Source organism: Paenibacillus sp. (genome assembly GCF_035645195.1).
Classification (GTDB): domain Bacteria; phylum Bacillota; class Bacilli; order Paenibacillales; family YIM-B00363; genus Paenibacillus_AE.
The window spans coordinates 1-21,300 of record NZ_DASQNA010000053.1 but is presented as its reverse complement, the minus strand read 5'-3'; the positions used below and the strand labels follow the sequence as shown (position 1 = coordinate 21,300).

Genomic DNA, 21,300 nt, shown 5'->3' with positions numbered 1-21,300 from the left:
CTGCGGCAAAGGTCGTAAGTTCTCTCAAGTGACTCATACCGTGACTCCGCCAAACCTTCCCACGAGCATTTTGGGGGCATGGATCATCAACCACCAGTATGAAGCGGTTCGATCCGGCGACGGCATTGAGGTTGTGGGAACCTATGATATCAACATTTGGTACTCGTACGACCGCAACTCGAAGACCGACGTAGCGAAAGAAACGGTGTCGTACGTGGAACTGGTGCCGCTGACCAACGTGGATCCGAAGCACCGCGCATCGACGGAGGAAGTGTACGCCGAAGCGACGCAGGAGCCGAACTGCGTCGAAGCGAGCGTAGCTTCCAACGGCAGCAGCGTCGTCATCCGCGTCGAACGCGAGTTCGAGGTGGAGATGATCGCGGAGACGAAGGTTTGCGTCGTCGTATGCAAGAACGGCTGCGACGATTGGGGCGACAAGACCGTCGATTTCGTCGGTTCCGACGACGATCTCGAAGATCTTGACGCCGATTTGCTGGAGGACGACGACGATTTGAACTGAACAAAGGGAGCCGCTGCCCGCTGATCCTTGGAGGAGTCTTCCCGTACTTACTATATTGTATGTCAGCGTAGTAATTGGGGAGAGGGCGGTTGCCCTCTTTGTTTTTCCGAGGGGCATTTTTCTACGAGCGGAGGCGAGGAAGCGTGGGCGTATTCGTGCTACACGCGGGACAGCCGGAGCTGTCGTCCTTTCTTCGGCTGCTGCGCGTCCCTTCGGGCACGGCGCTGCCTAGCGCCGGACCGGGGGCCGAACGGTGGACCGTCCTGTCGTTCCGGGGGACGGACGCCGCGCAGCCGCCCGAGGCGTCCGGCGTGTCGCAGCCGGCGCACGCCGTCCGCAGGGCGCTGAACGCGCGCCTTCGCCGGGCGGATTTGCGGCGGCACGGGCTGCGCGCGCCGGACCCGCGCGGCGAGGGCCGCGGCGCCCTCGTCCGCAGGTTCGTCGTTCCGGTATTCGGACCGGACGCACTGGGCGTGTACGCGCCGGACGGCGCCGCCGGATCCGCGCTTGCGGCCGGACCGATCCGCGGCCGGCTCGCCCCGGTGCCGGCCGGAGCCGACGGCCGGTACCCTACGGCGGCGCGCCGCGCGGAGCGCGCGGCGGTCCGCGCCGTATACGCGCTCGGCCTCGATTACGCCGTCGTCGTCGTCCGTCTCGACGCGGACGGCCAGCCGCTCATCGCATCGATCGACCCTACGCCGATGGCGGCGGCCGGACCGTTCGCCGCTTCGTTCGCCGAGGCCGTCAACCGGCTGCAGGCGCAGCTGGACGAGGACCGTTCGGCTACCCGCACGCTGCTGTTCGGCATGGATCCCGAATTCGTGCTGCGCCGCGCGGGCCCCGACGGCACGAGCAAAATCGTCCCGGCTTCCCGCTATTTCGATCGCCGCGGCGTTGTCGGCTGCGACAGCGTCCGCATCGGCGACAGACTCGCATACCCGCTTGCGGAGCTGCGGCCCTCCCCTGCGGCCGAGCCGCAGGAGCTGCTCCGCAACTTGTACGCCGCGATGCGCCTCGCCGCTTCGCGGATCGACGACGCCGGCCTCGAATGGCTGGCCGGAGGGATGCCCGCCCCAGGGCTAGCGCTCGGCGGGCATATCCATGTTAGCGGCGTTGGTCTCAACGCCGATCTATTGCGCGCCCTGGACAACTACGTGGCGCTGCCGCTCGCGCTGCTCGAAGACAGCGCGTCCGCGCGGCGTCGCCCCCGGTACGGCGCGCTAGGGGATTTCCGCCGCCAATTCCACGGCGGCTTCGAATACCGGACGCTCCCCTCGTGGATCGTCTCGCCGGCCGTCGCGCTGGGAGTGATCTCCCTCGCGAAGGTCGTGTGCGAGCACTACCGCGAGCTGCGGGAGCGTCCGCTCGCACGGGTAGACATGCAAGCGCATTATTACGCCGGAGACAAGGACGCGCTCCGCCCCGCGGCGCTCGCGGCGTGGACCGATCTCGAACGCACGGCGGGCTACGCGCGTTATGCGAAGGCGCTCGACCGGCTGAAGCGGCGCATCGAGCGGATGGAGCCGTGGAACGGGCAATCGGACGTGCGGGCCGCATGGAAAATACCGCCTTACCGCGTTTAGTTTCTGCGTCTCGGGACGGTTATGGTATAATGAACAGATACATACCCCGCAAAGGACGTTGACGTTCATGGCCAAGCTCACTCCCATGATGGAGCAATATTTGTCCGTCAAAGCGCAGGCGCAAGACGCATTTTTGTTTTTTCGCCTGGGAGATTTCTATGAAATGTTTTTCGAAGACGCGGTGCTTGCCGCCCGCGAACTGGAAATTACGCTGACCGCCCGAGGCGGCGGGGAGGACCGCATCCCGATGTGCGGCGTTCCCTATCATTCCGCGGAAGCGTATATTGCGAGATTGATAGAAAAAGGATATAAGGTCGCCATCTGCGAGCAAGTCGAAGACCCGGCGGAGGCCAAAGGCGTCGTGAAGCGGGAGATCGTCCGCGTCGTGACGCCGGGCACCGTGATGGACGGCAAAACGCTGCCGGATCGGGCGAACAATTATTTGGCCGCCGTCGTCGAACGGGCCGGCCGCTGGGCGGTCGCCGCGTGCGACGTCACGACGGGCGAGCTGTACGCGGTCGCGACGATGGGCGTGACGGAAGCGGCGGACGAGCTGAGCGTGTACAACGCGACGGAGGTCGTCAGTCCGGAGGCCGTCGCGGGCCGGCTGAAAGCCGCGCTCGCGGACCGGTTGAAGCATGTCGTCTTCACCTCGCGCGAAGAAGCGGGGGACGAGTCGGCGTGGCTGACGGAGCATTTTCCCGCGCTGTCGCTGGACGGGCTCGATGCATTGCACCGCTCGGCCGCGGCGCTGCTGCTGTCGTATTTGTCGGAGACGCAGAAGCGGTCGCTCGGCCATATTCGCTCGGTTCGCGTCTATGAACCTAGCGGGTACATGACGCTAGATCCGTTTACGAGAAAAAATTTAGAGCTGACCGAGACGGCGCGAGACCGGAATCGGAAAGGCTCGCTCCTCGGCATGCTGGACAAGACGGTGACGTCGATGGGCGCCCGCCTGCTTCGCCGCTGGCTGGACAAGCCGCTCGTCAGCGCGAGCGCCATCGCGGCTCGTCTCGACGCGGTCGAGGCGTTCCATCGCAACCTGCTCGTCCGGGAGGAAGTCCGGGAGCTGCTGAAGCAGGTATACGACCTCGAACGGCTGTCCGGCCGGATCGCGTACGGCTCGGCGAACGCCCGCGATTTGAACGCGCTGGCGTCCTCGCTCGCCGTCGTGCCGCAGCTGATGGACCTCGCCCGGCGCGCGGGAGGCGACGTGCTTATGCGCATCGCCGGCGACCCGGACGAAGGCGCGGACATCCGCGAATGGATCGAGACGGCGATCCATCCGGAGCCGCCCGTCTCGATTCGCGAAGGCGGCCTCATCCGCGACGGTTTCGACCCGCATCTCGACAAGCTGCGCGAGGCGAGCAAGAACGGCAAACGGTGGATCGCCGAGCTCGAGCAGGCCGAACGCGAGGCGACCGGCATCCGCTCGCTGAAAATCGGCTACAACAAAGTGTTCGGCTACTATATCGAAGTGACCCGCGCGAACCTGCACATGGTGCCGGAGGGGCGCTACGAGCGCAAGCAGACGATGGCGGCGGCCGAGCGGTACGTCACGCCGGAGCTGAAGGAGAAAGAGGCGCTTATTCTCGAGGCCGAGGAGAAGATGGTCGATCTCGAATACGGCTTGTTCCTCGAACTGCGGGAGCGGCTCGCGGCGGAAATCCCTCGGCTGCAGCGGCTCGCGGAGCGAATGGCGACGATCGACGCCTTGCAGTCGCTCGCGACGGTGGCGGCGGCCAACCGGTACGTTCGTCCCGATATTCACGAGGGCTACGACCTTGAAGTCGTCGACGGCCGCCATCCGGTCGTCGAGTCGGTGCTCACGAGCGGCACGTTCATCGCGAACGACACGCGGCTGACGCGGGACGGCACGCGGGCGCTGCTCATCACGGGCCCGAACATGGCGGGGAAGAGCACATACATGCGCCAGGTGGCGCTGATCTCGATCATGGCCCAGCTCGGCTCGTTCGTGCCCGCGAAGCGCGCCCGCATCCCGATCGTCGACCGGGTGTTCACCCGGATCGGCGCGGCGGACGACCTCGCCGGCGGGCAAAGCACGTTCATGGTCGAGATGCAGGATATTCAAACGATGATCGCGAAAGCGACGGAACGAAGCCTCGTCGTCATCGACGAGCTCGGGCGCGGCACGTCGACCGGCGAAGGGATGGCGATCGCCCAGGCGGTGATCGAGCATCTGCACGAGCATATCGGCTGCAAAACGCTCGTCTCGACGCATTACCACGAGCTCGCGCATTTGGAAGGCTCGCTGCCGTATTTGTCCAACGCGTGCATGGCGGTCAAGGAGAGCGGCGATCAGGTGACGTTCCTGCGCAAGCTCGTCTCCGGCGCGGCCGATTCCTCTTACGGCATCTATTGCGCGCAGCTGGCGGGACTGCCGCGCGCGGTCATCGACCGGGCGTACGCGCTGCTGCGCGATTACGAGGCGACGGCGGAGGAGCGCGTCGCGGTCCCGGCGCTGGCGGCGGCAGGGGCGTCCGCGAAGCCGCCGCGGCGCGGCGGAGCGAGCGCCGGCGTCCAGCAGCTCGTCATGTTCGGCGACGACGTCGCTGAGCCGGCGCGAAAGCGCGATCCGGCGGCCGACGAGGTGCTGGAGCTGCTGAACAAAGCCGATCCGATGAACATGACGCCGCTCGAGGCGATGCAGTTCCTGTTCGAATTAAAGAAAAAAACGCAGTCGTGAAAATATGGTGCGCCCTATGCGGGAGCGGGAGAGAGATCCGATGACGAAGCAAAAGCGTTGGAGAACGGGAGTATGGATGCGGGCGGCCGCGGCCGCGGCGCTCGCCGCGACGATCGCCTCGCCGGCCGCGGGGTTCGCCGCGGAGCCGAAGGACGAGCTGTACGAGGTGTTTTCGCTCCTGGAAACGATGCATGTGAGCGGCTCCTCCGGGGAACAGCTGAAGGACGCCGCCATCCGCGGCATGCTGGAAGCGCTGGACGACCCGTACACGGAGTACTTCGACCCGGAGGAATGGCAGGCGCTGCAGGATACCTATGAACAAGTCATGGTCGGCATCGGCATCCAGTTCGCCCAAACGGACGAAGGGCTGCTGATCTTGGAGGTGTTCGAGGGCTCCGCGGCGAAAGGGGCTGGACTGAAGCCCGGCGACGCGATCGTTCGCGTCGGGGAGAAGGTCGTGAAAGATACCCCGCTGGAGGATATATACGATATGCTGCTCGGTCCGGAAGGGTCGACGGTGAAGCTGCACATCGCGGACGGCGCCAGTCGGCTGCTCAAAACGGTGACGATTACGCGCCAGCCGTTCCACATCCCGAGCGTCTCCTACGAGATGACGGACGGCGGTACGGGCTATATCCGCATCGATTCGTTCTCGAGCGACACGGCCGGCCTCGTCCGCGAAGCGCTGCGCGCGTTCGAGGCGGATCCCGAGTACGTTGCGCTGGTGATCGACATCCGCGGCAATCCGGGCGGTTATTTGGACGCGGTCGCCGAGGTCGCCACGTTTTTCGTCGAAGACGGACCGATTTTGTACATGGTGAACCGGGACGGCAGCCGGAGGCCGATGGAGATCGAGAACGGCTCGTCGGTCGACGTGCCCGTCGTACTCCTCGTCGACGGCGACAGCGCGAGCGCGTCGGAGGTGTTCGCGGGCGCGCTGCAGGACTACAAGCTCGCGACGCTCGTCGGCGAGCGCACGTACGGCAAAGGCAGCGTGCAGCAGCTTATTCCGCTCGAGAGCGGCGGGGGGCTGAAGGTGACGGTGCAGCAATATTTGACGCCGCGGCGCAGCCCGGTGGACGGAGTCGGCATCCATCCGGACGTCATCGCTTCGACGCGTCTCGAGGCGACGCTGAAGGCGCTCCGTCTCGCCGGCGCGGACGAGCTGAAGCTGACGTTCCGCAGCTACGAGACGGTCGTGAACGGCGTATCGTTCGACGAGACGGCGGCTTGGGTCGTCGAAGGCGGCCGAACGTATTTGTCCGCCAAGGCGCTCGCGGCCGTCATCGACGGCGCGGCGGCATGGGACGGCGCGGCGCAGTCGGTGAAGCTGACCGGCCTCGGCGGCGCGGCCTCGTTCGCGGCGAAGCCGAACGGCGGCTTGCTGCTGCGGGACGGCGCCAGCTACATCGAGCTCGGCGCGTTCGCGAAGGCGTTCCCGAACGCGAAGGCGAAGACGGAGGGCAAGAGCGTCGTAGTGGAGTGGATCGATCATGGGTAAGATTCGCATTCTAGACGATCATCTGGCGAACCAAATCGCCGCCGGCGAGGTCGTGGAACGGCCGTCGTCGGTCGTCAAGGAGCTCGTGGAGAACGCGATCGACGCGGGCAGCCGCACGATCGACGTCACCGTCGAAGAAGGCGGCGTGCGAACGATCCGCGTCGTCGACGACGGCTCGGGCATGGAGCCCGACGATCTCGCGGTCGCCTTCGAGCGCCACGCCACGAGCAAAATCCGCACCGGCAAAGATTTGTACGCCATTCGAAGCCTCGGCTTTCGGGGCGAGGCGCTGCCGAGCATCGCGGCCGTCTCGCGCGTCGAGTGCATCTCCTCGGCGAACGACGACGGCCTTGCGCACCGGCTCGTCATCGAAGGCGGGGCGAAGCTCGCGTTCGAGGAAACGGCGGCGCCCCGCGGCACCGACTTCCGGGTGAAGGATTTGTTTTACAACACGCCGGCGCGGCTGAAATACATGAAGACGGTGCAGACGGAGCTCGGCCACATAACCGACTACATGTACCGTCTGGCGCTGTCCCGCCCGGACATCGCGTTCCGTCTCGACCATAACGGGACGCAATTGCTGGATACGTCCGGCGGCGGCGATCTGCAGCAGGCGGCGGCGGCCGTTTACGGGACGGGAACGGCGAAGCGGATGATCCCGGTCGCCGCGGAGACGCCGGATTTCAAAATTTCCGGCTGGATCGCGCGGCCGGACGTGACGCGGTCGAACCGCGGCGGCATTACGGTCGTCGTCAACGGCCGGTTCGTCCGGCATTTCCAGGTCGCGCAGGCGATCCTCGCCGGGTATCACACGCTGCTGCCGATCAACCGGTATCCGATCGCGATCGTACATATCGAGATGGAGCCGTCGCTCGTCGACGTGAACGTGCACCCGGCGAAGCTCGAGGTGCGCTTCAGCAAAGACGCCGAGCTGTCCGAGGCGGTGCAGCAGGCGGTGCGCGCCGCGCTGCGCAAGGAGACGCTCATCCCGAGCGGGATGGCGGCGCGGGAGCAGCGCGTGCTGAAGCCCGCCGGCGCGGGGGGACCGCAGGCGGTGCAGGAGCAGCTGCGGCTGTACGAGGCGCGGCCGGCGTCGTCCGGGCCGCTGCTCGGCGGCGCCCCGGCGGCGAGAGCCGGGGGCCCCGCGGCCGCGCCGGCGCCGCTCGCGGCGGAAGGGTCCGCTCCGGCGTACCGGCCGTCCGCGGCGCCTGCTCCGAGGGCCGCCGAGCCGCCCGCCGCGCGGCCGGAAGGCGGCGCGACACGGCCCGCGGCTAGGTACGGCGCGGCCTCGCCGCCGCCCGCCGCGCCCGCCCGCGCGTGGGAGCCCCGCGACGCGGAGAAGGTGCTGCGGGCGATGGCGCCCGCGCCTGCGCCGGCACCGGCGGCTTCCGGGGCGGCCCCCGCTGCGGAAGCCGCGCCGAATGCGGACGACCTCGCGGCGGAGCTCCCGCTCGCGCCGCCCGCCGAGCCGCCCGCGGCCGAGCCGCCGGCCGAGCCGTCGAACGCGCCGCCGAGCGACGCCGACGCGCCGCCGGAGCGCGACGACGGGCCGCGCTTCCCGCATCTGTACCCGATCGGTCAGCTGCACGGCACGTATATCGTCGCGCAGAACGAGGACGGGTTGTTCCTCGTCGATCAGCACGCGGCGCACGAGCGGATCAATTACGAATGGTATTACCAGAAGTTCGGCTCCGTCGAAGCGGTCAGCCAAATGACGCTGTTCGCGCATACGATCGAGTTTACGTCCGCGGAGGCGGAGACGCTTCGGAGCCGTTTGCCGCTTTTGGAAAGCGTCGGGGTTTATTTGGAGCCGTTCGGCGGGAATACCTTTAAGGTGCGGTCCCATCCGAGCTGGTTCCCGCCGGGCGAGGAAGCGGCGCTCATCGAGGAGATGGCGCAGTGGGTACTGTCGGAGCGCAGCCCCGACGTCGCCAAAATCCGCGAGGCGTCCGCGATCATGTGCTCCTGCAAAGCGTCGATCAAAGCGAATCAATCGCAGTCGCTCGCCTCGCTCGAGGCGCTGCTCACGCGGCTCGCCGCCTGCAAAAACCCGTTCACCTGCCCGCACGGGCGGCCGATCGTGGTGAGCTTCTCGAAGCGGGATCTCGAAAAAATGTTCAAACGGGTGATGTAATGCAGGAAACGAAGATCGTCGTCACGACGACGTACGATCCGTCCGCCGAAGCGGCGCTCGAGGCGAACCGCGTCGCGGAGGAGCTTCGGGCGACGTTCGTGCCGAGAGGCCGGTCGTCGCTTAACAAACTGCGCGCGCGGCGGCCGGGCGCGGCGATCGTCGTCGTCGGCGCCGAGACGCTGGAGTGGCATCCGGAGAACGGCGGTCCGCCGTTCTTCTTCCACCCCGGCATGAGTCTCGTCCGGGCGAAGCGGCTCGCGGAGGGCGGGCGCGACGCGATGCTCGAAGCTTGCCGGTTCGAGCCCGGCGACGCGGTCGTCGACTGCACGGCGGGGCTCGGCGCGGACGCGATCGTGTTCAGCTTCGCCGGCGGCGAACGGAGCCGGGTCGTCGCGGTCGAGAGCGAGCGGCCGCTTCATTTCGTCGTGACGCGAGGCCTGAAGACGTACGAATCGGGCTGGGCGCCGTTCGACGAAGCGCTCCGGCGCATCGCGACGGTGCGCGCCGACCACACGGCGTATTTGCGGTCGCTCCCGGACCGCAGCGTCGACATCGTTTATTTCGACCCGATGTTCGAGTCGCCCGTGCACGCATCCCAAGGGCTTTCGCCGCTCCGCTCGCTCGCGAACGCGCGACCGCTCAGCGAGGAGGCGGTGCGCGAGGCGCGCCGCGTCGCGCGCAAGTCGGTCGTTCTGAAGGAGCGGGGCGGCGCGGACGTCTGGGAGCGGCTCGGCTTCGACGCTCAGGCGAAATCGCGAACTCAAGTCGCATACGGAGTGATCACCCTTTGAAGAAACAGCCATTGCTCGTCATCGTCGGACCGACGGCCGTCGGCAAAACGGCGGTCAGCCTCGACGTCGCGAAACGGTACCCGATCGACATCATTTCGGGCGATTCCGTCCAGGTGTACCGCGGGATGGACATCGGCTCCGCGAAGGCGACGCCCGAGGAGCGCTCCGCCGTCCCTCATTACATGATCGATTTGCTCGACCCGGACGAGCCGTTCACCGTCGCGGATTTCAAGGAGCGCGTCGAGGCGCTCGTCGCGGACAGCGCCGCTCGGGGGCGGCTGCCGACGATCGTCGGCGGCACGGGACTTTATATCGAATCCGTCGTGTACGATTACCGGTTTTCCCCGGCCGAAGCCGACGAAGCGGCGCGGGCGCGCTGGAACGCGCTGGCGGACGAGCGGGGGACGGCCGCGCTGCACGCGCTGCTCGCGGAGCGGGACCCGGCGTCGGCGGCGCGCATCCATCCGAACGACCGGAAGCGGCTCGTTCGCGCGCTCGAGGTGTTCGAAGCGACGGGGCGGCCGATGTCCGAGCAAGCGCAGAAGCGCGAGAAGACGTCGCCGTACGCGCTGTGCATGATCGGCCTCACGATGGAGCGGTCGCTGCTGTACGAGCGCATCAACCGCCGCGTCGATTTGATGCTGGAGGAAGGCCTCTTGGAGGAGGTGCGTTCGCTGCTGGAACGCGGGTACGACCGTGCGCTGCCATCCATGCAGGCGATCGGTTACAAGGAGCTGGCCGCATATCTTGAAGGGGAGCTTTCCTACGAGGCTGCGGTCGAACTGCTGAAAAAAAACACGAGGCATTTCGCCAAGCGGCAGCTGTCCTGGTTCCGCACGATGCCCCAAATCCATTGGGTCGACATGACGGATACGGCAAATTTCATTACCCATTTGGATACTATTAGTGATATAATAGCGACAGCGTTTCCGTCGTCGGACTATCCATTCAACTTGCCACTGGCATAGGGGGCTTCATGATGAACAAATCGATCAACATCCAGGATACGTTTTTGAATACGCTTCGGAAAGAGAGCATCCCGGTCACGGTATATTTGACCAACGGCTTCCAAATTCGCGGCGTCATCCGCGCGTTCGATAACTTTACGATCGTCATCGACAGCGACGGCCGCCAGCAAATGGTGTACAAGCACGCCATCTCGACGTTCACGCCGCAGCGGAGCGTATCGCTCGCGTACGAAACGAACTCTGACGCATAAAATTGAAACTTTTTCGCCGCATGACCGTCTATAAAAGTACGCCGGAGCAACCCTTTCGGGGTTGTTCTTTTTGCGTATAGAGAAACCTATCTTGTATAGGACTCGGATTAAAGGGGTGTGTCACCATGAAATTGCGGAAATGGTTCATCGGCGTATTCGGAACGTTGACGCTCGGACTGCTGCTGTTTGTTGTAGGCTACATCGTGATTTATTTGAACGGGTACAAGATTTTGATGAGCAATCTGGAGAAGCTCGATTTGGCGGAGGCGACGGTCGTCTACGACAAGAACGGGGACGAATGGACGAAGCTGTTCATGCAGAACCGGGAGCTGGTCACGCTGGAGGAAGTGCCGGATTTGCTCGAGGACGCTATCATCGCGACGGAAGATCAGCGGTTTTACGAGCATGCCGGCGTAGACCTTTGGTCGCTCGGCCGGGCGCTCGTCAAGGATATTATCGCCCGCGATCTCGTCGAGGGCGGCAGCACGATCACGCAGCAGCTGGCGAAAAACTTGTTTTTGTCCGCGGACAAAACGTTTTTCCGCAAAGCGACGGAGATGTCGATCGCCCTTGCGCTCGACAACAACTTTTCCAAAGATAAAATATTGGAGATGTATTTGAACCGGATCTATTACGGCAACGGGGCGTACGGCGTGAAGGCGGCGGCCAAGCTCCATTTCAACAAAGACGATCTAGACCAGTTGAACCTGCTCGAGATCGCGGTGCTGGCGGGCATGCCGAAGGCGCCGGAAACGTATTCGCCCACGAACAATCCGGAAAAAGCGGTGGATCGGGCGTCGATCGTGCTGGCGCTCATGCGGGACCAAGGGTACATCACCGAAGCGGAGCGGCGCGAAGCGTTGAACGCTCAGCTCGGCAAACCGGCGGCAGGCAGAGATAAAACCGCGTCGGCGATGAAAGATTATATCCTCGCGGAAGCCGCGCGGGTGACCGGCATGACCGAAGAAGAAATTTATATCGGCGGTTACAAAATTCATACGACGGTCGATCCGCAGGCGCAGCGGGCGATGGACCGGGCGTTCGCCGATCCGGAGCTGTTCCCGGAAGACGGCCCGGAACAAATCGCGCAGGGCGCCATGGTCATCGTCGATCCGAAGACCGGCGGCGTCGCCGCGATGAACGGCGGACGCAATTACGTGCAGAAGGGTTGGAACCGCGCCATCGTCAAGCGGCAGCCGGGCTCCGCGTTCAAATCGATCGCCGTGTACGCTCCGGCGCTCGAAACCGGAAACTGGCAGCCGTATTCTCGCCTCAGGGATGAGAAATTGTCGTTCGGCGATTACAGCCCTAGCAATCTGAGCGGCAAGTACGCCGGGGAAGTGACGATGATGGAGGCGGTCAAACGGTCGATCAACGTGCCGGCCGTCTGGCTGCTGAACGAAATCGGCGTCGACAAAGGGCTTCAGTTCGCGAGAAAGCTCGGCATCGACATGGACGCGGCCGACCGCAACCTCGCGATCGCGCTCGGCGGCCTTACGCATGGCGCGACGCCTCTCGAGATGGCGAGGGCGTACGGCGCGTTCGCGAACGACGGGATGCTCGCGCAAACGCACGTCATTACGAAAGTGCTCGATTCGGACGATCTCCCGGTGTACGAATTCAAGCCTGCCGCAGAGCGGGTGATGAGCGAACGGACGGCGTATTACATGACCGTCCTGCTGGAATCGGTCACGAGCAAAGGCGGCACCGGGACGAGGGCGAACTTCGGCCGACCGGTCGCGGGCAAGACGGGGACGACGCAGCTCGGCCTCAAGGGCGTGAAAGACTCCGCGGGCAACCGCGACATTTGGTTCGTCGGCTATACGCCGGAGTACGCGGCCGCCGTCTGGATGGGGTTCGACGACACGAACGCGAACCATTTCGTCAAGACGGGCAGCGGCACGGCGGCGGCGATGTTCGCGACCGTCATGAAAGCGGCGTTGGAAGGGCGCGAGGTGCAGGATTTCCGCCGTCCGAAGGGCGTCGAAGAGCCGCAGGAGAAGCAGGCCCCGCCGGCGGTGACCGATTTGTCGGGAACGTACGACGTCGAACAGCGAGGGGCGCTCCTATCGTGGTCGCCTGTCGAGGGGGGCGAGGGCGCCGAGTACCGCGTCTACCGCAAAGAAGCGTCCGAGTCTGAGGCGCGGCTGCTGACTTCTTCCGCGACGACGACGATCCTCGATATTTCGGCGTTGCCGGGCATGACGTACCAGTATTACGTGACCGTCTATGCGGCGGCGGACGACATGGAGAGCGAGCCGTCGAACACGGTCGAGGTGGCGGTTCCGGCGGAAGGAGAAAGCGAAGAGGGCGATATGCCGGTGCTTCCTGACGTGCTGCCGGGCCAAGAGGGCGAAGGGGAACCGAACGAAGGCGAGCCCGCCGACGGCGGCGGCGAGCCTGGAGCCGGGGACGTCGTTCCGCCGGTCGACGAGAATGGCTCCGGCGGCGGGGGCGGAGAAGCCGACGACGGCGCTTCCGACGGGAATAACGCCGGCGGCGCGGGCGGCGTGTTGGACGTTCCGCTCGTCGACGAACCGGCGAACTCGAATCCGTCCGGCGACGCCGGGACGACGACCGAACCGGCGCCGGACGGTTTGTGAGGCAAGGTGCGGAGCCCCGCGGCGAACGTCGCGAGGCTCCCTTTCTGTACATATAAAGAGAGCATCGAAGGGAGCAATTCGACATGAAACGGGTATGGAAAATGATGACGGCCGCGCTCGCGGCCGCGGCGCTGCTGATCGCGGGCTGCGGGGGCAACGGCGGGACGGACGGAACGGGCGGAGCGCAGGAGCGCCGGACAAGCTACGACGCGCCGCCGGAAATGCAGATCGACGTGAACAAAACGTACGAAGCGGTCGTTACAACGACCAAGGGACAATTTACGATCGAGCTGTTCGCGAAAGACGCTCCGATTACGGTGAACAACTTCGTGTTCCTCGCGAAGGAGAAGTACTTCGAGGGCATCGTGTTCCACCGCATCGTCCCGGGCTACATTATCCAAACCGGGGACCCGACGGGGACGGGGCGCGGCGGTCCCGGATATTCGTTCGAGGACGAGCTCGGCGGACCGCATCGATACGATACGGGGATCGTCGCCATGGCGAACGCCGGCCCGAATACGAACGGCAGCCAATTTTTCATCTGCACGGGCGAAGCGAGCCAGGCGTTGAATCAAATTCCGAACTATACGATTTTCGGGAAAATCAAATCCGGAATGGAAACGGTGCTCGCCATCGACGAGGTGCCTGTCGCCGGTCCGAACGGCGATACGCCTCAGGAGACGGTTCGCATCGAATCCGTCACGATTCAAGAATCGTGAGCAGGGCGATCCGGATTTACGGCGTAGACTTCAGCGGCGCGCGCGACCCGTCGAGAGGCCTCTACGTCGCCTCCGGGACGCTCGACGTCGAAGCCGGCGCGTTCGAGCTCGAACGATGCGAGCCGTGCGACGATCGGCTCGACGTGTTCGCGAAGCTGCTGCAGTCGCCGCCGGATGCGCTGTGGGCCATCGACGCGCCGTTCGCGCCGGCGTCCCCGGCTTACGAACGTATGGGCTTTACCGAGTGGGAGGAGTGGCTCGATTTGGCAGCCGGCTCCTCCCGTTCTTCGTTCCTGGCTGCGTTGGAAGAAGCGTTTCCGGCTTACGAATCGCCCTGCGCGGCGTACAGCTGGGCGTGCCGCCGGACCGACGTCGCCGCGGGCGCGGCGAGCCCGTTCAAGGCGGTCAACCCGAATTTGCGCGCCATGAGTTATGCCGCCTGGAAGCTGCTCTCGTACGCGCGCGCGGCCGGCTGCGCCGTGTACCCGTTCGACGGCGCGGCCGGCGCACGCATCGCAGGTTCCGCGCCCGCCCTGTTCGAGGTGTATCCGTCTCATACGGCGCGGCTGCTGCGCGGCTCCCGGAGCCTCGACCTGGAGCGAATCGCGGAACCGCTGCGCACAGCCGCCGGGTGGGTCGACGCGCGGATCGCGGCCGGAGCGGCTGCGCCGTCGAGACAGGACGCCGCGGACGCCTGCGTCGCCTGCATGACGCTGGCGGCGGCCTGCAGCGCGGAACGCGAGACGCTCCGCGCGAACGCTCGTCCGTCTTTCGCGAATTCGGACGAATGGAACGTTCGTCTTAGGGAGGGGCTCATTGTTCGGCTGTCCTCCGCATAAGATGTACCATTGCCCTCCGCAGCTCAGCTCCCAACCCGCCATCGCCCCTAGGAACGAACCCTTTTCGCGAAAAATGTATTGCATATCGTAGACGGGTGCCCACACGTGTCACGCTTTTCTGGGCACTTGCGTATACTGCTAGCACCTTCCACAAACGAGGTGAGCCCATGAACAACCGCAGCACGCTGAGAGACGCGAACGCAGCCGTTCCCGCCGCTCCCGCCGCCGATAAACCGTCGCGAAAAATTCAAGTCGTTCTCCGCAACAACGAGAGCTACCCGAACCAAGGTTCTACGGCGACGCCGTCGGTTCACCCGAAAACGTTGCTGCTGCAAAGCCCGTTCGGCGACATTTTCCGGGAGCTCGATCAGATGGTCGGCTTGGAGCACGTCAAAGAGCTGGTTTACGAAATTTACGCCATGCTGCAGATCTCCCAATACCGCGCGGAAGCCGGACTGCAGACGAAGCCGCACGTGTTCCATATGATCTTTAAGGGAAATCCGGGAACCGGCAAAACGACGGTCGCTCGTCTGATCGCCAAGCTGTTTCACCGCATGGGCGTGTTGAGCAAAGGGCATTTCATCGAGGTGGAACGCGCGGATTTGGTCGGCGAATACATCGGCCATACGGCTATTAAAACGCGAGATCTGGTCAAGAAGGCGCTCGGCGGCATTTTGTTTATCGACGAGGCGTACAGTCTTGCGAGAGGCGGCGAAAAGGATTTCGGGAAAGAAGCGATCGACGCGCTCGTCAAGGCGATGGAGGATCACAGGGAAGATTTCATTTTGATTCTGGCGGGGTACTCCGAAGAGATGGAGCAATTTTTAACGCTGAATCCGGGGCTGCCGTCGCGCTTTCCGATCCAAATCGACTTCGGCGATTATTCGGTCGACGAATTGCTGTTGATCGCCGAACAAATGGCGAAGGAGCGCGAGTACGTGCTGCTGCCGGGAGCGGCGCACCGGTTGAAGCAAATGCTGACGGAAGAGAAGCATGTGTTCTGGCGTTCGTTCGCCAATGCCAGATACGTGCGAAATATGCTGGATAAAGCGGTGCGGAATCAAGCGGTCCGGCTGCTGCATCAGCATCCGAACGTGCCTTCGAAGCAGGAGTTAATGACGATCCGGCCTGAGGATTGGCCGACGAAGCGGTAGCTGCGCAGGCGGCTCCGGCGAATTCTACGTAAACGAAAACGGGAGTCTTCCGAGTTCGCTCGGACGGCTCCCGTTTATTTATTTTCGAAATAAATGCTCGAAATCCCACTCGGCGGGAAAAAGAGCGTGCGTGCGGCGCCGGACTATAAGATAATTGTGATACATAATATTCCATTAATCATCCACGAACCTGTATCTCATGTTCCATAAACATCACATTGGAGGGGTCTTGATGTCTGATGTGTTGGACAAAGCGGTGAAAATTTTGGATGCGCTGCGCCCGTCGGGCGGCGAGGAGGAGCTGAGCGCGACGGAAATCAGCCGCAAGCTGCAGCTGCCGGTGCAGAGCGTGCACCGTCTGCTGCGCTCGTTGAAGCAGCATGGCCTCGTGCAGAAGGACGGAACGACGAAAAAGTACCGTCTCGGCTTCGCGTTCTTGGAGTACGGCTTTCAGCTGTGGAACCATTTGCCGTTCCGCGCCGTGTCTCGTCCGTTCATGGAGCAGCTCGCGGCCAAGGTGAACGAGAGCGTGTATTTGACCATGCGGGACGAGGACGAAGGCGTCTTCGTGGATGCGATCGATTCTCCGCAGGTGCTCAGGGTGTCGGAGCCGATCGGATTGCGTCTGCCGCTGTACGTCGGGGCGTCCAACCGCGTCATCCTGGCGTTCATGCCGGAGCGGGAGCGGCGTTAGGTGCTGGCGAAAGCGGATTGGAGCCGCGTTCCGAGTTTGAAGCCTTTGACGTACGAGTTTGTCGAGGCGGATGTGGAGAACATTCGGAAAAACGGCTATGCGGTGACGGAGGGAGAGGCGACGGAGGGGACGATCGGCATTGCGGCGCCGATCTTCTCTTACGACCATCGGGTCGTCGGCTGCATCAGCGTCGCGGGTCCGACGTTCCGCTTTCCTCCTCTTAAGCTGTCCGAAGCGCGATTTCTCGTCATGCGAACGGCGCGCGAAATTTCCGGCGAGCTGGGCTGGAGGGGGGCGAATCGGAAGCAAGGGAAAAATTTATTATAAGTTTTCTCAATATTCGGAAAGATGTTATTCCCGCCGCGTCTCTGTTTGGTTACATTGATGTTGGGTTTTCGTACATACCAGATGAGAGAGGAGCGGATCGGATGGAGGAGTTGGAGTCGGCGTTTCAGTTGCACGGTACGATGAACGTGGAGGTGTTTTATTGGTGGTGCACCGCGATCATGTTTGCGATCCATGCGGGGTTTCTAACGCTCGAGGTCGGCATCTCCCGCGTCAAGAACGTGCTCGCCTCGGCGATGAAAAATTTATTGACGCTCGCGGTCGTCATCCCTTCGTTTTATTTCGTCGGCTGGTGGATTTATAACGCGTTCCCCGACGGCTTCGTGCCGCGTACCGATGCGCTCGCGCTAGGCGCGCTGCCGTGGAGCGCGAACATGGGGCCGAACCTCGCGGACCATGCCAGCGGCGTGTTTTGGGCGGCGTTCGCGCTGTTCGCGGCGACGACCGCGTCGATTTTATCGGGGGCCATCATCGAGCGTATTCGGATGAGCGCCTTTCTCATCCTTGCCACCGTGCTGGGGGCCGTCGTTTGGATCTTAGGCGCCGCTTGGGGGTGGCACGGCTCCGGCTGGATGCTTACGACGCTCGGGTACCACGACACGGCCGCTTCGGGCGTCGTCCATACGATCGCCGGCTTTTTCGCCTTCGGCGTCCTGTTGAATCTAGGGGCGCGGATCGGCAAGTACGACGAGAGCGGCCGTTCCCTGACGATCGCCGGCCACAACCTGCCGAGCGTATTTTTAGGACTCATGCTCATTTTCTTCGGCTTCTTCGGCTTCCTCGGCGGATGCGCCATCTTCATGGTCGGCAGCGACTGGATTACGATCTATGGCACGCCGATGACGCTGTCCGCGTTCGCGTTCAATGCGCTGATGGGCTTCGCCGGCGGTATCATCGGAGCGTATCTGCTTTCCCGGAGCGATCCGATGTGGACGATTAGCGGCGGGTTGGCCGGATTTATTTCGGTCGGCGCCGGTCTCGATTTGTACCATCCCGCTTTGGCGTTTCTGATCGGCGCGGTCGGCGGCGGCCTTGCCCCGCTGTTCGGGAAATGGCTGGACCGCGGGCGGATCGACGATCCGGTCGGCGCGGTCGCCGTGCACGGCTTCGTCGGGGTGTGGGGCGTCGTCGCCGTCGGCCTGTTCGCCTCCGGCTACCCGAACGTCGCCGGTCCGGCCACGTCGCTCTTCGGTCAATTGGTCGGCGCCGGCGTGATGATTTTGCTCGGTTTCGTGCCCGGTTACGGTTTGGCTTGGTTGTTGAAGAAAGCCGATGCGCTGCGCATCCCGCCTGAAATCGAAGTGCTCGGTCTCGACATCGTCGAAATGCCGGCTTCGGCGTATCCGGAGGGCATTCCCCCGACGCCGGAGACGGGGGCGGCGCCGGCGCCGCTTGCGCCGGAACCGGCTCGATAAGATTCATTTCGAAATTACGAATCGAAGGGAGAAGGTACTATGAATACGAGTCCTGTCACGTCTTGGGAGGGCGCGGAAGCGTACTTTACGTTCGGTCCGAACTCATTCGGCGTATGGCTGTCGGTCGTGCTCGGCGTCGCGCTGTTCGCGGCGTTCATCGTTTATTCGATGCGTCATGAGAAACACAGTTTTAAGGAAAGCGTCGAGAAGTACCCTGAGCTCGTGCGCAAGCTGGAGGCGTCCAGCTTGAAGGAGCGTGCGCCGGCGAAGCCGATGCCGACGCTGCCGGCCATGCCGGCCATGACGATGCCGAACCCTGAATCTTAAATCGAGAGGAGACGTGCTGCCGATGAGCATTAACGAAGCCGACGTGCTGGAAACCGACGTCATGCATCCGCTGGAGCCGTTATCGGAGGAAGAAATCAATACGGCGGTACGAATCTTAAAGGAAAGCGGCCGACTCGGTCCGAAGGCTCGTTTCGTGTCGGTGTCGCTGCGGGAGCCCGATAAGTCGGTCGTGCTGAACTATTCGCCGGGCCAGACCTTCGAGCGCGAAGCGGCGGCTGTGCTCCTCGACAACGCCGACGGTCAATGTTATGAAGCGATCGTCTCCATCACGCTCGGCGCGATTACTTCTTGGAAAGACGTGCCGGGCGCCCATCCGAACATTATGCTGGATGAATTCGAAGAATGCGAGGCGGCGGTGAAGGCGAGCCCCGCATTCCGCGAAGCGATCGCGAAGCGGGGGATTACCGATATCGATCTCGTCATGGTCGATCCTTGGTCCGCTGGCAATTTCGGCCGGGAAGAGGAAGCGACGACCCGTCTGTCCCGCACCTTAAGCTGGGTGCGGGCGGATCCGACGGACAACGGGTACGCGCATCCGATCGAAGGCGTCATCGCCGTCGTCGATTTGAACAAGATGGAGGTGATCCGCGTCGAGGACTACGGCGTCGTGCCTATGCCTGCGAAGCCAGGCAATTACAGCCCTGACCGCATCGGCAAGCTTCGCGACGACTTGAAGCCGCTCGAAATTACGCAGCCGGAAGGGCCGAGCTTCACGGTCAACGGACACGAAGTGGAGTGGCAAAAATGGTCCATTCGCTTCGGCTTTAATCCGCGGGAAGGGCTGGTCATCCATACGGTCAGTTACAACGACCAAGGGAAAAAACGCCCGATCTTGTACCGGGCTTCCTTGTCCGAGATGGTCGTGCCGTATGGCGATCCGGGGCCTACCCAATATACGAAAAACGCCTTCGACGCCGGCGAATACGGCATCGGGGCGTTGGCGAACAGCCTCACGTACGGCTGCGACTGCGTCGGCCACATTCAATATTTCGACGCCGTGATGACGAACAGCCGCGGCGAGATCATGAAAATTAAAAACGCGATCTGCATGCACGAAGAAGATTACGGCATCCTCTGGAAACATACGGATTGGCGTACGAACGACGTCGAGGTGAGGCGCTCGAGACGGCTCGTTATTTCTTCTATATCTACAGTGGCGAATTACGAGTACGGCTTCTTCTGGTACTTCTACCAAGACGGAACGATTCAGTTCGAAGTGAAACTGACGGGCATTTTGTCGACGGGCAGCATGCCGCCGGACGCGAACCCGAAATACGGAACGATGATCGCGCCGGGGCTTTACGCGCCGAATCATCAACACTTCTTTAATGTACGTTTGGACATGATGGTGGACGGCACCTCCAATACGGTTTACGAAGTGAACACTGTATCGGAAAGCGAGGGAGAGCATAATCCATGGGGTAATGCGTTTTACGCTCAAGCGACTAGGCTCGAAACGGAATCGGCGGCGAAGCGCAACATTGACTTGAATACTGCGCGGTATTGGAAAATCGTTAATGAACGCGAAAAGAACGAGATGGGGCAGCCTGTCGGTTATAAGCTGATGACCGGGGAAAACTGCGCCCCGCTCGCGCATCCGTCTTCCAGCGTCATGCGCCGAGCTTCGTTTATTACGAACCATGTATGGGTGACGCCGTACGACCCTTCTCAAATGCATGCAGGCGGGCAATACCCGAATCAAAGCGACGGTGCCGACGGCATCGCGGCGTGGACGGCCGCGGATCGGCCGATCGTCGATACCGACGTCGTGCTCTGGTACACGATGGGGCATAACCATATTCCGCGGCCGGAGGATTGGCCCGTTATGCCTGCGCACTATATCGGGTTTATGTTAAAGCCGGTCGGATTTTTCGCGGAAAACCCTGGTCTCGACGTGCCGCCGACGAAGAAGGCGTCGCACTGCAGCATCAGCGTCGCCGCGAAGAATTCGTCCTGTGCGAGCTGAGGATGCCGCGATGGAACGATCGCTCTGGAGCCGGGCTTGGCCGGCCGCGACGTCCGCCCTCGCGTCGTTGGGGTTGCATGCCGCCCATGTCGGTGCTGTCTTCGCTTCTTCCGGCGCGGCGGCGAGCGTTCACGCGCATGCCGGGCATACGGGAGAATTGAGCTGGCTCGCATGGGCGGCTTGGGGGGCGAACGCGATCGCCGCAGCGGCGGTCGGCAGGCTCATGTTCGATTACTGGCGCGGCAAGCGCCGGGGCCAACGCGCATGGCGGCTGTTGGCGGCGGCCGCGGCGTCGACGCTTATCGTTAGCGGCTCTGTTTTCCTTCATTAAATCGCATCCTGCATCCTCCTTGGAACGTCCAAGGGGGATGCTTGTTTACTGTAGGGTGCGCCGCTTTAAGGAATGGCATGCTTTATATCGAGCGTGGGATATTTTACAAGTTGCATCGCTAGCGTCCGGGATGCTATATTGTTCTTCCGGCCGCGAGAGCGGCGGCGGCGAGCAAGAGGCCGAAGCGACGGTAAGAAATTGCCAGTTGCAATGAGATGTCCGAATATGATATATTCAAATTCCGGTCGCGAAAAGCGAATCGGACAAGCAAGAAGGTAACACAAGCTTGCTCCTTGAAAACTGAACAACGAGCGCATACGCGTTCGGCGGATTTCGGTCCGTCGGACAAAGTAAGAAAGCTAGCTTGTAATGAGCATAGACGAACTACCCTTTTTGGAGAGTTTGATCCTGGCTCAGGACGAACGCTGGCG

Annotated in this window: 16 protein-coding genes and 1 pseudogene; all 17 read left to right on the top strand. The window is 63.1% G+C overall.

The features are described from left to right. Positions 1-520: outer spore coat protein CotE (gene cotE / locus VE009_RS27155; protein ID WP_325013281.1), on the top strand; the 520-nt coding region annotated here is incomplete at its 5' end. A 143-nt stretch (positions 521-663) separates the two neighbouring features. Next, complete coding sequence (locus tag VE009_RS27150; protein WP_325013279.1) at positions 664-2,103, top strand: putative amidoligase domain-containing protein; 1,440 nt, start codon at positions 664-666, stop codon at positions 2,101-2,103. 67 nt (positions 2,104-2,170) lie between these two features. After that, positions 2,171-4,810: a DNA mismatch repair protein MutS gene (gene mutS, locus VE009_RS27145; RefSeq protein ID WP_325013277.1), complete on the top strand. Its 2,640-nt coding sequence runs from the start codon at positions 2,171-2,173 to the stop codon at positions 4,808-4,810. A gap of 40 nt (positions 4,811-4,850) precedes the next feature. Beyond that, entirely contained in the window at positions 4,851-6,311 is a 1,461-nt protein-coding gene (locus VE009_RS27140; RefSeq protein WP_325013275.1) for a S41 family peptidase, read from the top strand. Next, positions 6,304-8,445 carry a DNA mismatch repair endonuclease MutL gene (gene mutL / locus VE009_RS27135; protein WP_325013273.1) on the top strand — a complete coding sequence of 714 codons (2,142 nt, stop codon included), beginning with the start codon at positions 6,304-6,306 and terminating at the stop codon, positions 8,443-8,445. Before VE009_RS27140 ends, mutL begins: the two co-directional genes overlap by 8 nt. After that, positions 8,445-9,236 (top strand): class I SAM-dependent methyltransferase, encoded by a 792-nt coding sequence (locus tag VE009_RS27130; RefSeq protein ID WP_325013271.1) that lies wholly within the window; start codon positions 8,445-8,447, stop codon positions 9,234-9,236. Before mutL ends, VE009_RS27130 begins: the two co-directional genes overlap by 1 nt. Next, on the top strand, positions 9,233-10,204 hold the full coding sequence (gene miaA, locus VE009_RS27125; protein ID WP_325013269.1) for a tRNA (adenosine(37)-N6)-dimethylallyltransferase MiaA: 972 nt from the start codon (positions 9,233-9,235) through the stop codon (positions 10,202-10,204). Before VE009_RS27130 ends, miaA begins: the two co-directional genes overlap by 4 nt. A gap of 11 nt (positions 10,205-10,215) precedes the next feature. Next, positions 10,216-10,455 (top strand): RNA chaperone Hfq, encoded by a 240-nt coding sequence (hfq, locus tag VE009_RS27120; RefSeq protein WP_325013267.1) that lies wholly within the window; start codon positions 10,216-10,218, stop codon positions 10,453-10,455. Between the two features lie 125 nt (positions 10,456-10,580). Continuing rightward, entirely contained in the window at positions 10,581-13,058 is a 2,478-nt protein-coding gene (locus VE009_RS27115) for a PBP1A family penicillin-binding protein (RefSeq protein ID WP_325013265.1), read from the top strand. Between the two features lie 83 nt (positions 13,059-13,141). Continuing rightward, on the top strand, positions 13,142-13,777 hold the full coding sequence (locus VE009_RS27110; RefSeq protein WP_325013263.1) for a peptidylprolyl isomerase: 636 nt from the start codon (positions 13,142-13,144) through the stop codon (positions 13,775-13,777). After that, on the top strand, positions 13,774-14,616 hold the full coding sequence (locus VE009_RS27105) for a hypothetical protein (RefSeq protein WP_325013261.1): 843 nt from the start codon (positions 13,774-13,776) through the stop codon (positions 14,614-14,616). The genes VE009_RS27110 and VE009_RS27105 overlap by 4 nt, the downstream gene beginning before the upstream one ends. Positions 14,617-14,783: 167 nt before the next feature. Then, positions 14,784-15,770, top strand: a complete 987-nt coding sequence (locus VE009_RS27100; RefSeq protein ID WP_325013259.1) for an AAA family ATPase — start codon at positions 14,784-14,786, stop codon at positions 15,768-15,770. Between the two features lie 199 nt (positions 15,771-15,969). Then, a pseudogene (locus VE009_RS27335) lies at positions 15,970-16,791 on the top strand (IclR family transcriptional regulator). Positions 16,792-16,892: 101 nt separating this feature from the next. After that, a complete protein-coding gene (locus tag VE009_RS27085; protein ID WP_325013253.1) occupies positions 16,893-18,224 on the top strand; it encodes a hypothetical protein in 1,332 nt (443 codons plus the stop codon). A 39-nt stretch (positions 18,225-18,263) separates the two neighbouring features. Further along, positions 18,264-18,551, top strand: a complete 288-nt coding sequence (locus tag VE009_RS27080; RefSeq protein ID WP_325013251.1) for a hypothetical protein — start codon at positions 18,264-18,266, stop codon at positions 18,549-18,551. A gap of 22 nt (positions 18,552-18,573) precedes the next feature. Then, positions 18,574-20,538 (top strand): primary-amine oxidase, encoded by a 1,965-nt coding sequence (locus VE009_RS27075; protein WP_325013249.1) that lies wholly within the window; start codon positions 18,574-18,576, stop codon positions 20,536-20,538. Positions 20,539-20,548: 10 nt separating this feature from the next. Beyond that, entirely contained in the window at positions 20,549-20,869 is a 321-nt protein-coding gene (locus tag VE009_RS27070) for a hypothetical protein (protein WP_325013247.1), read from the top strand. Positions 20,870-21,300 lie beyond the last annotated feature (431 nt).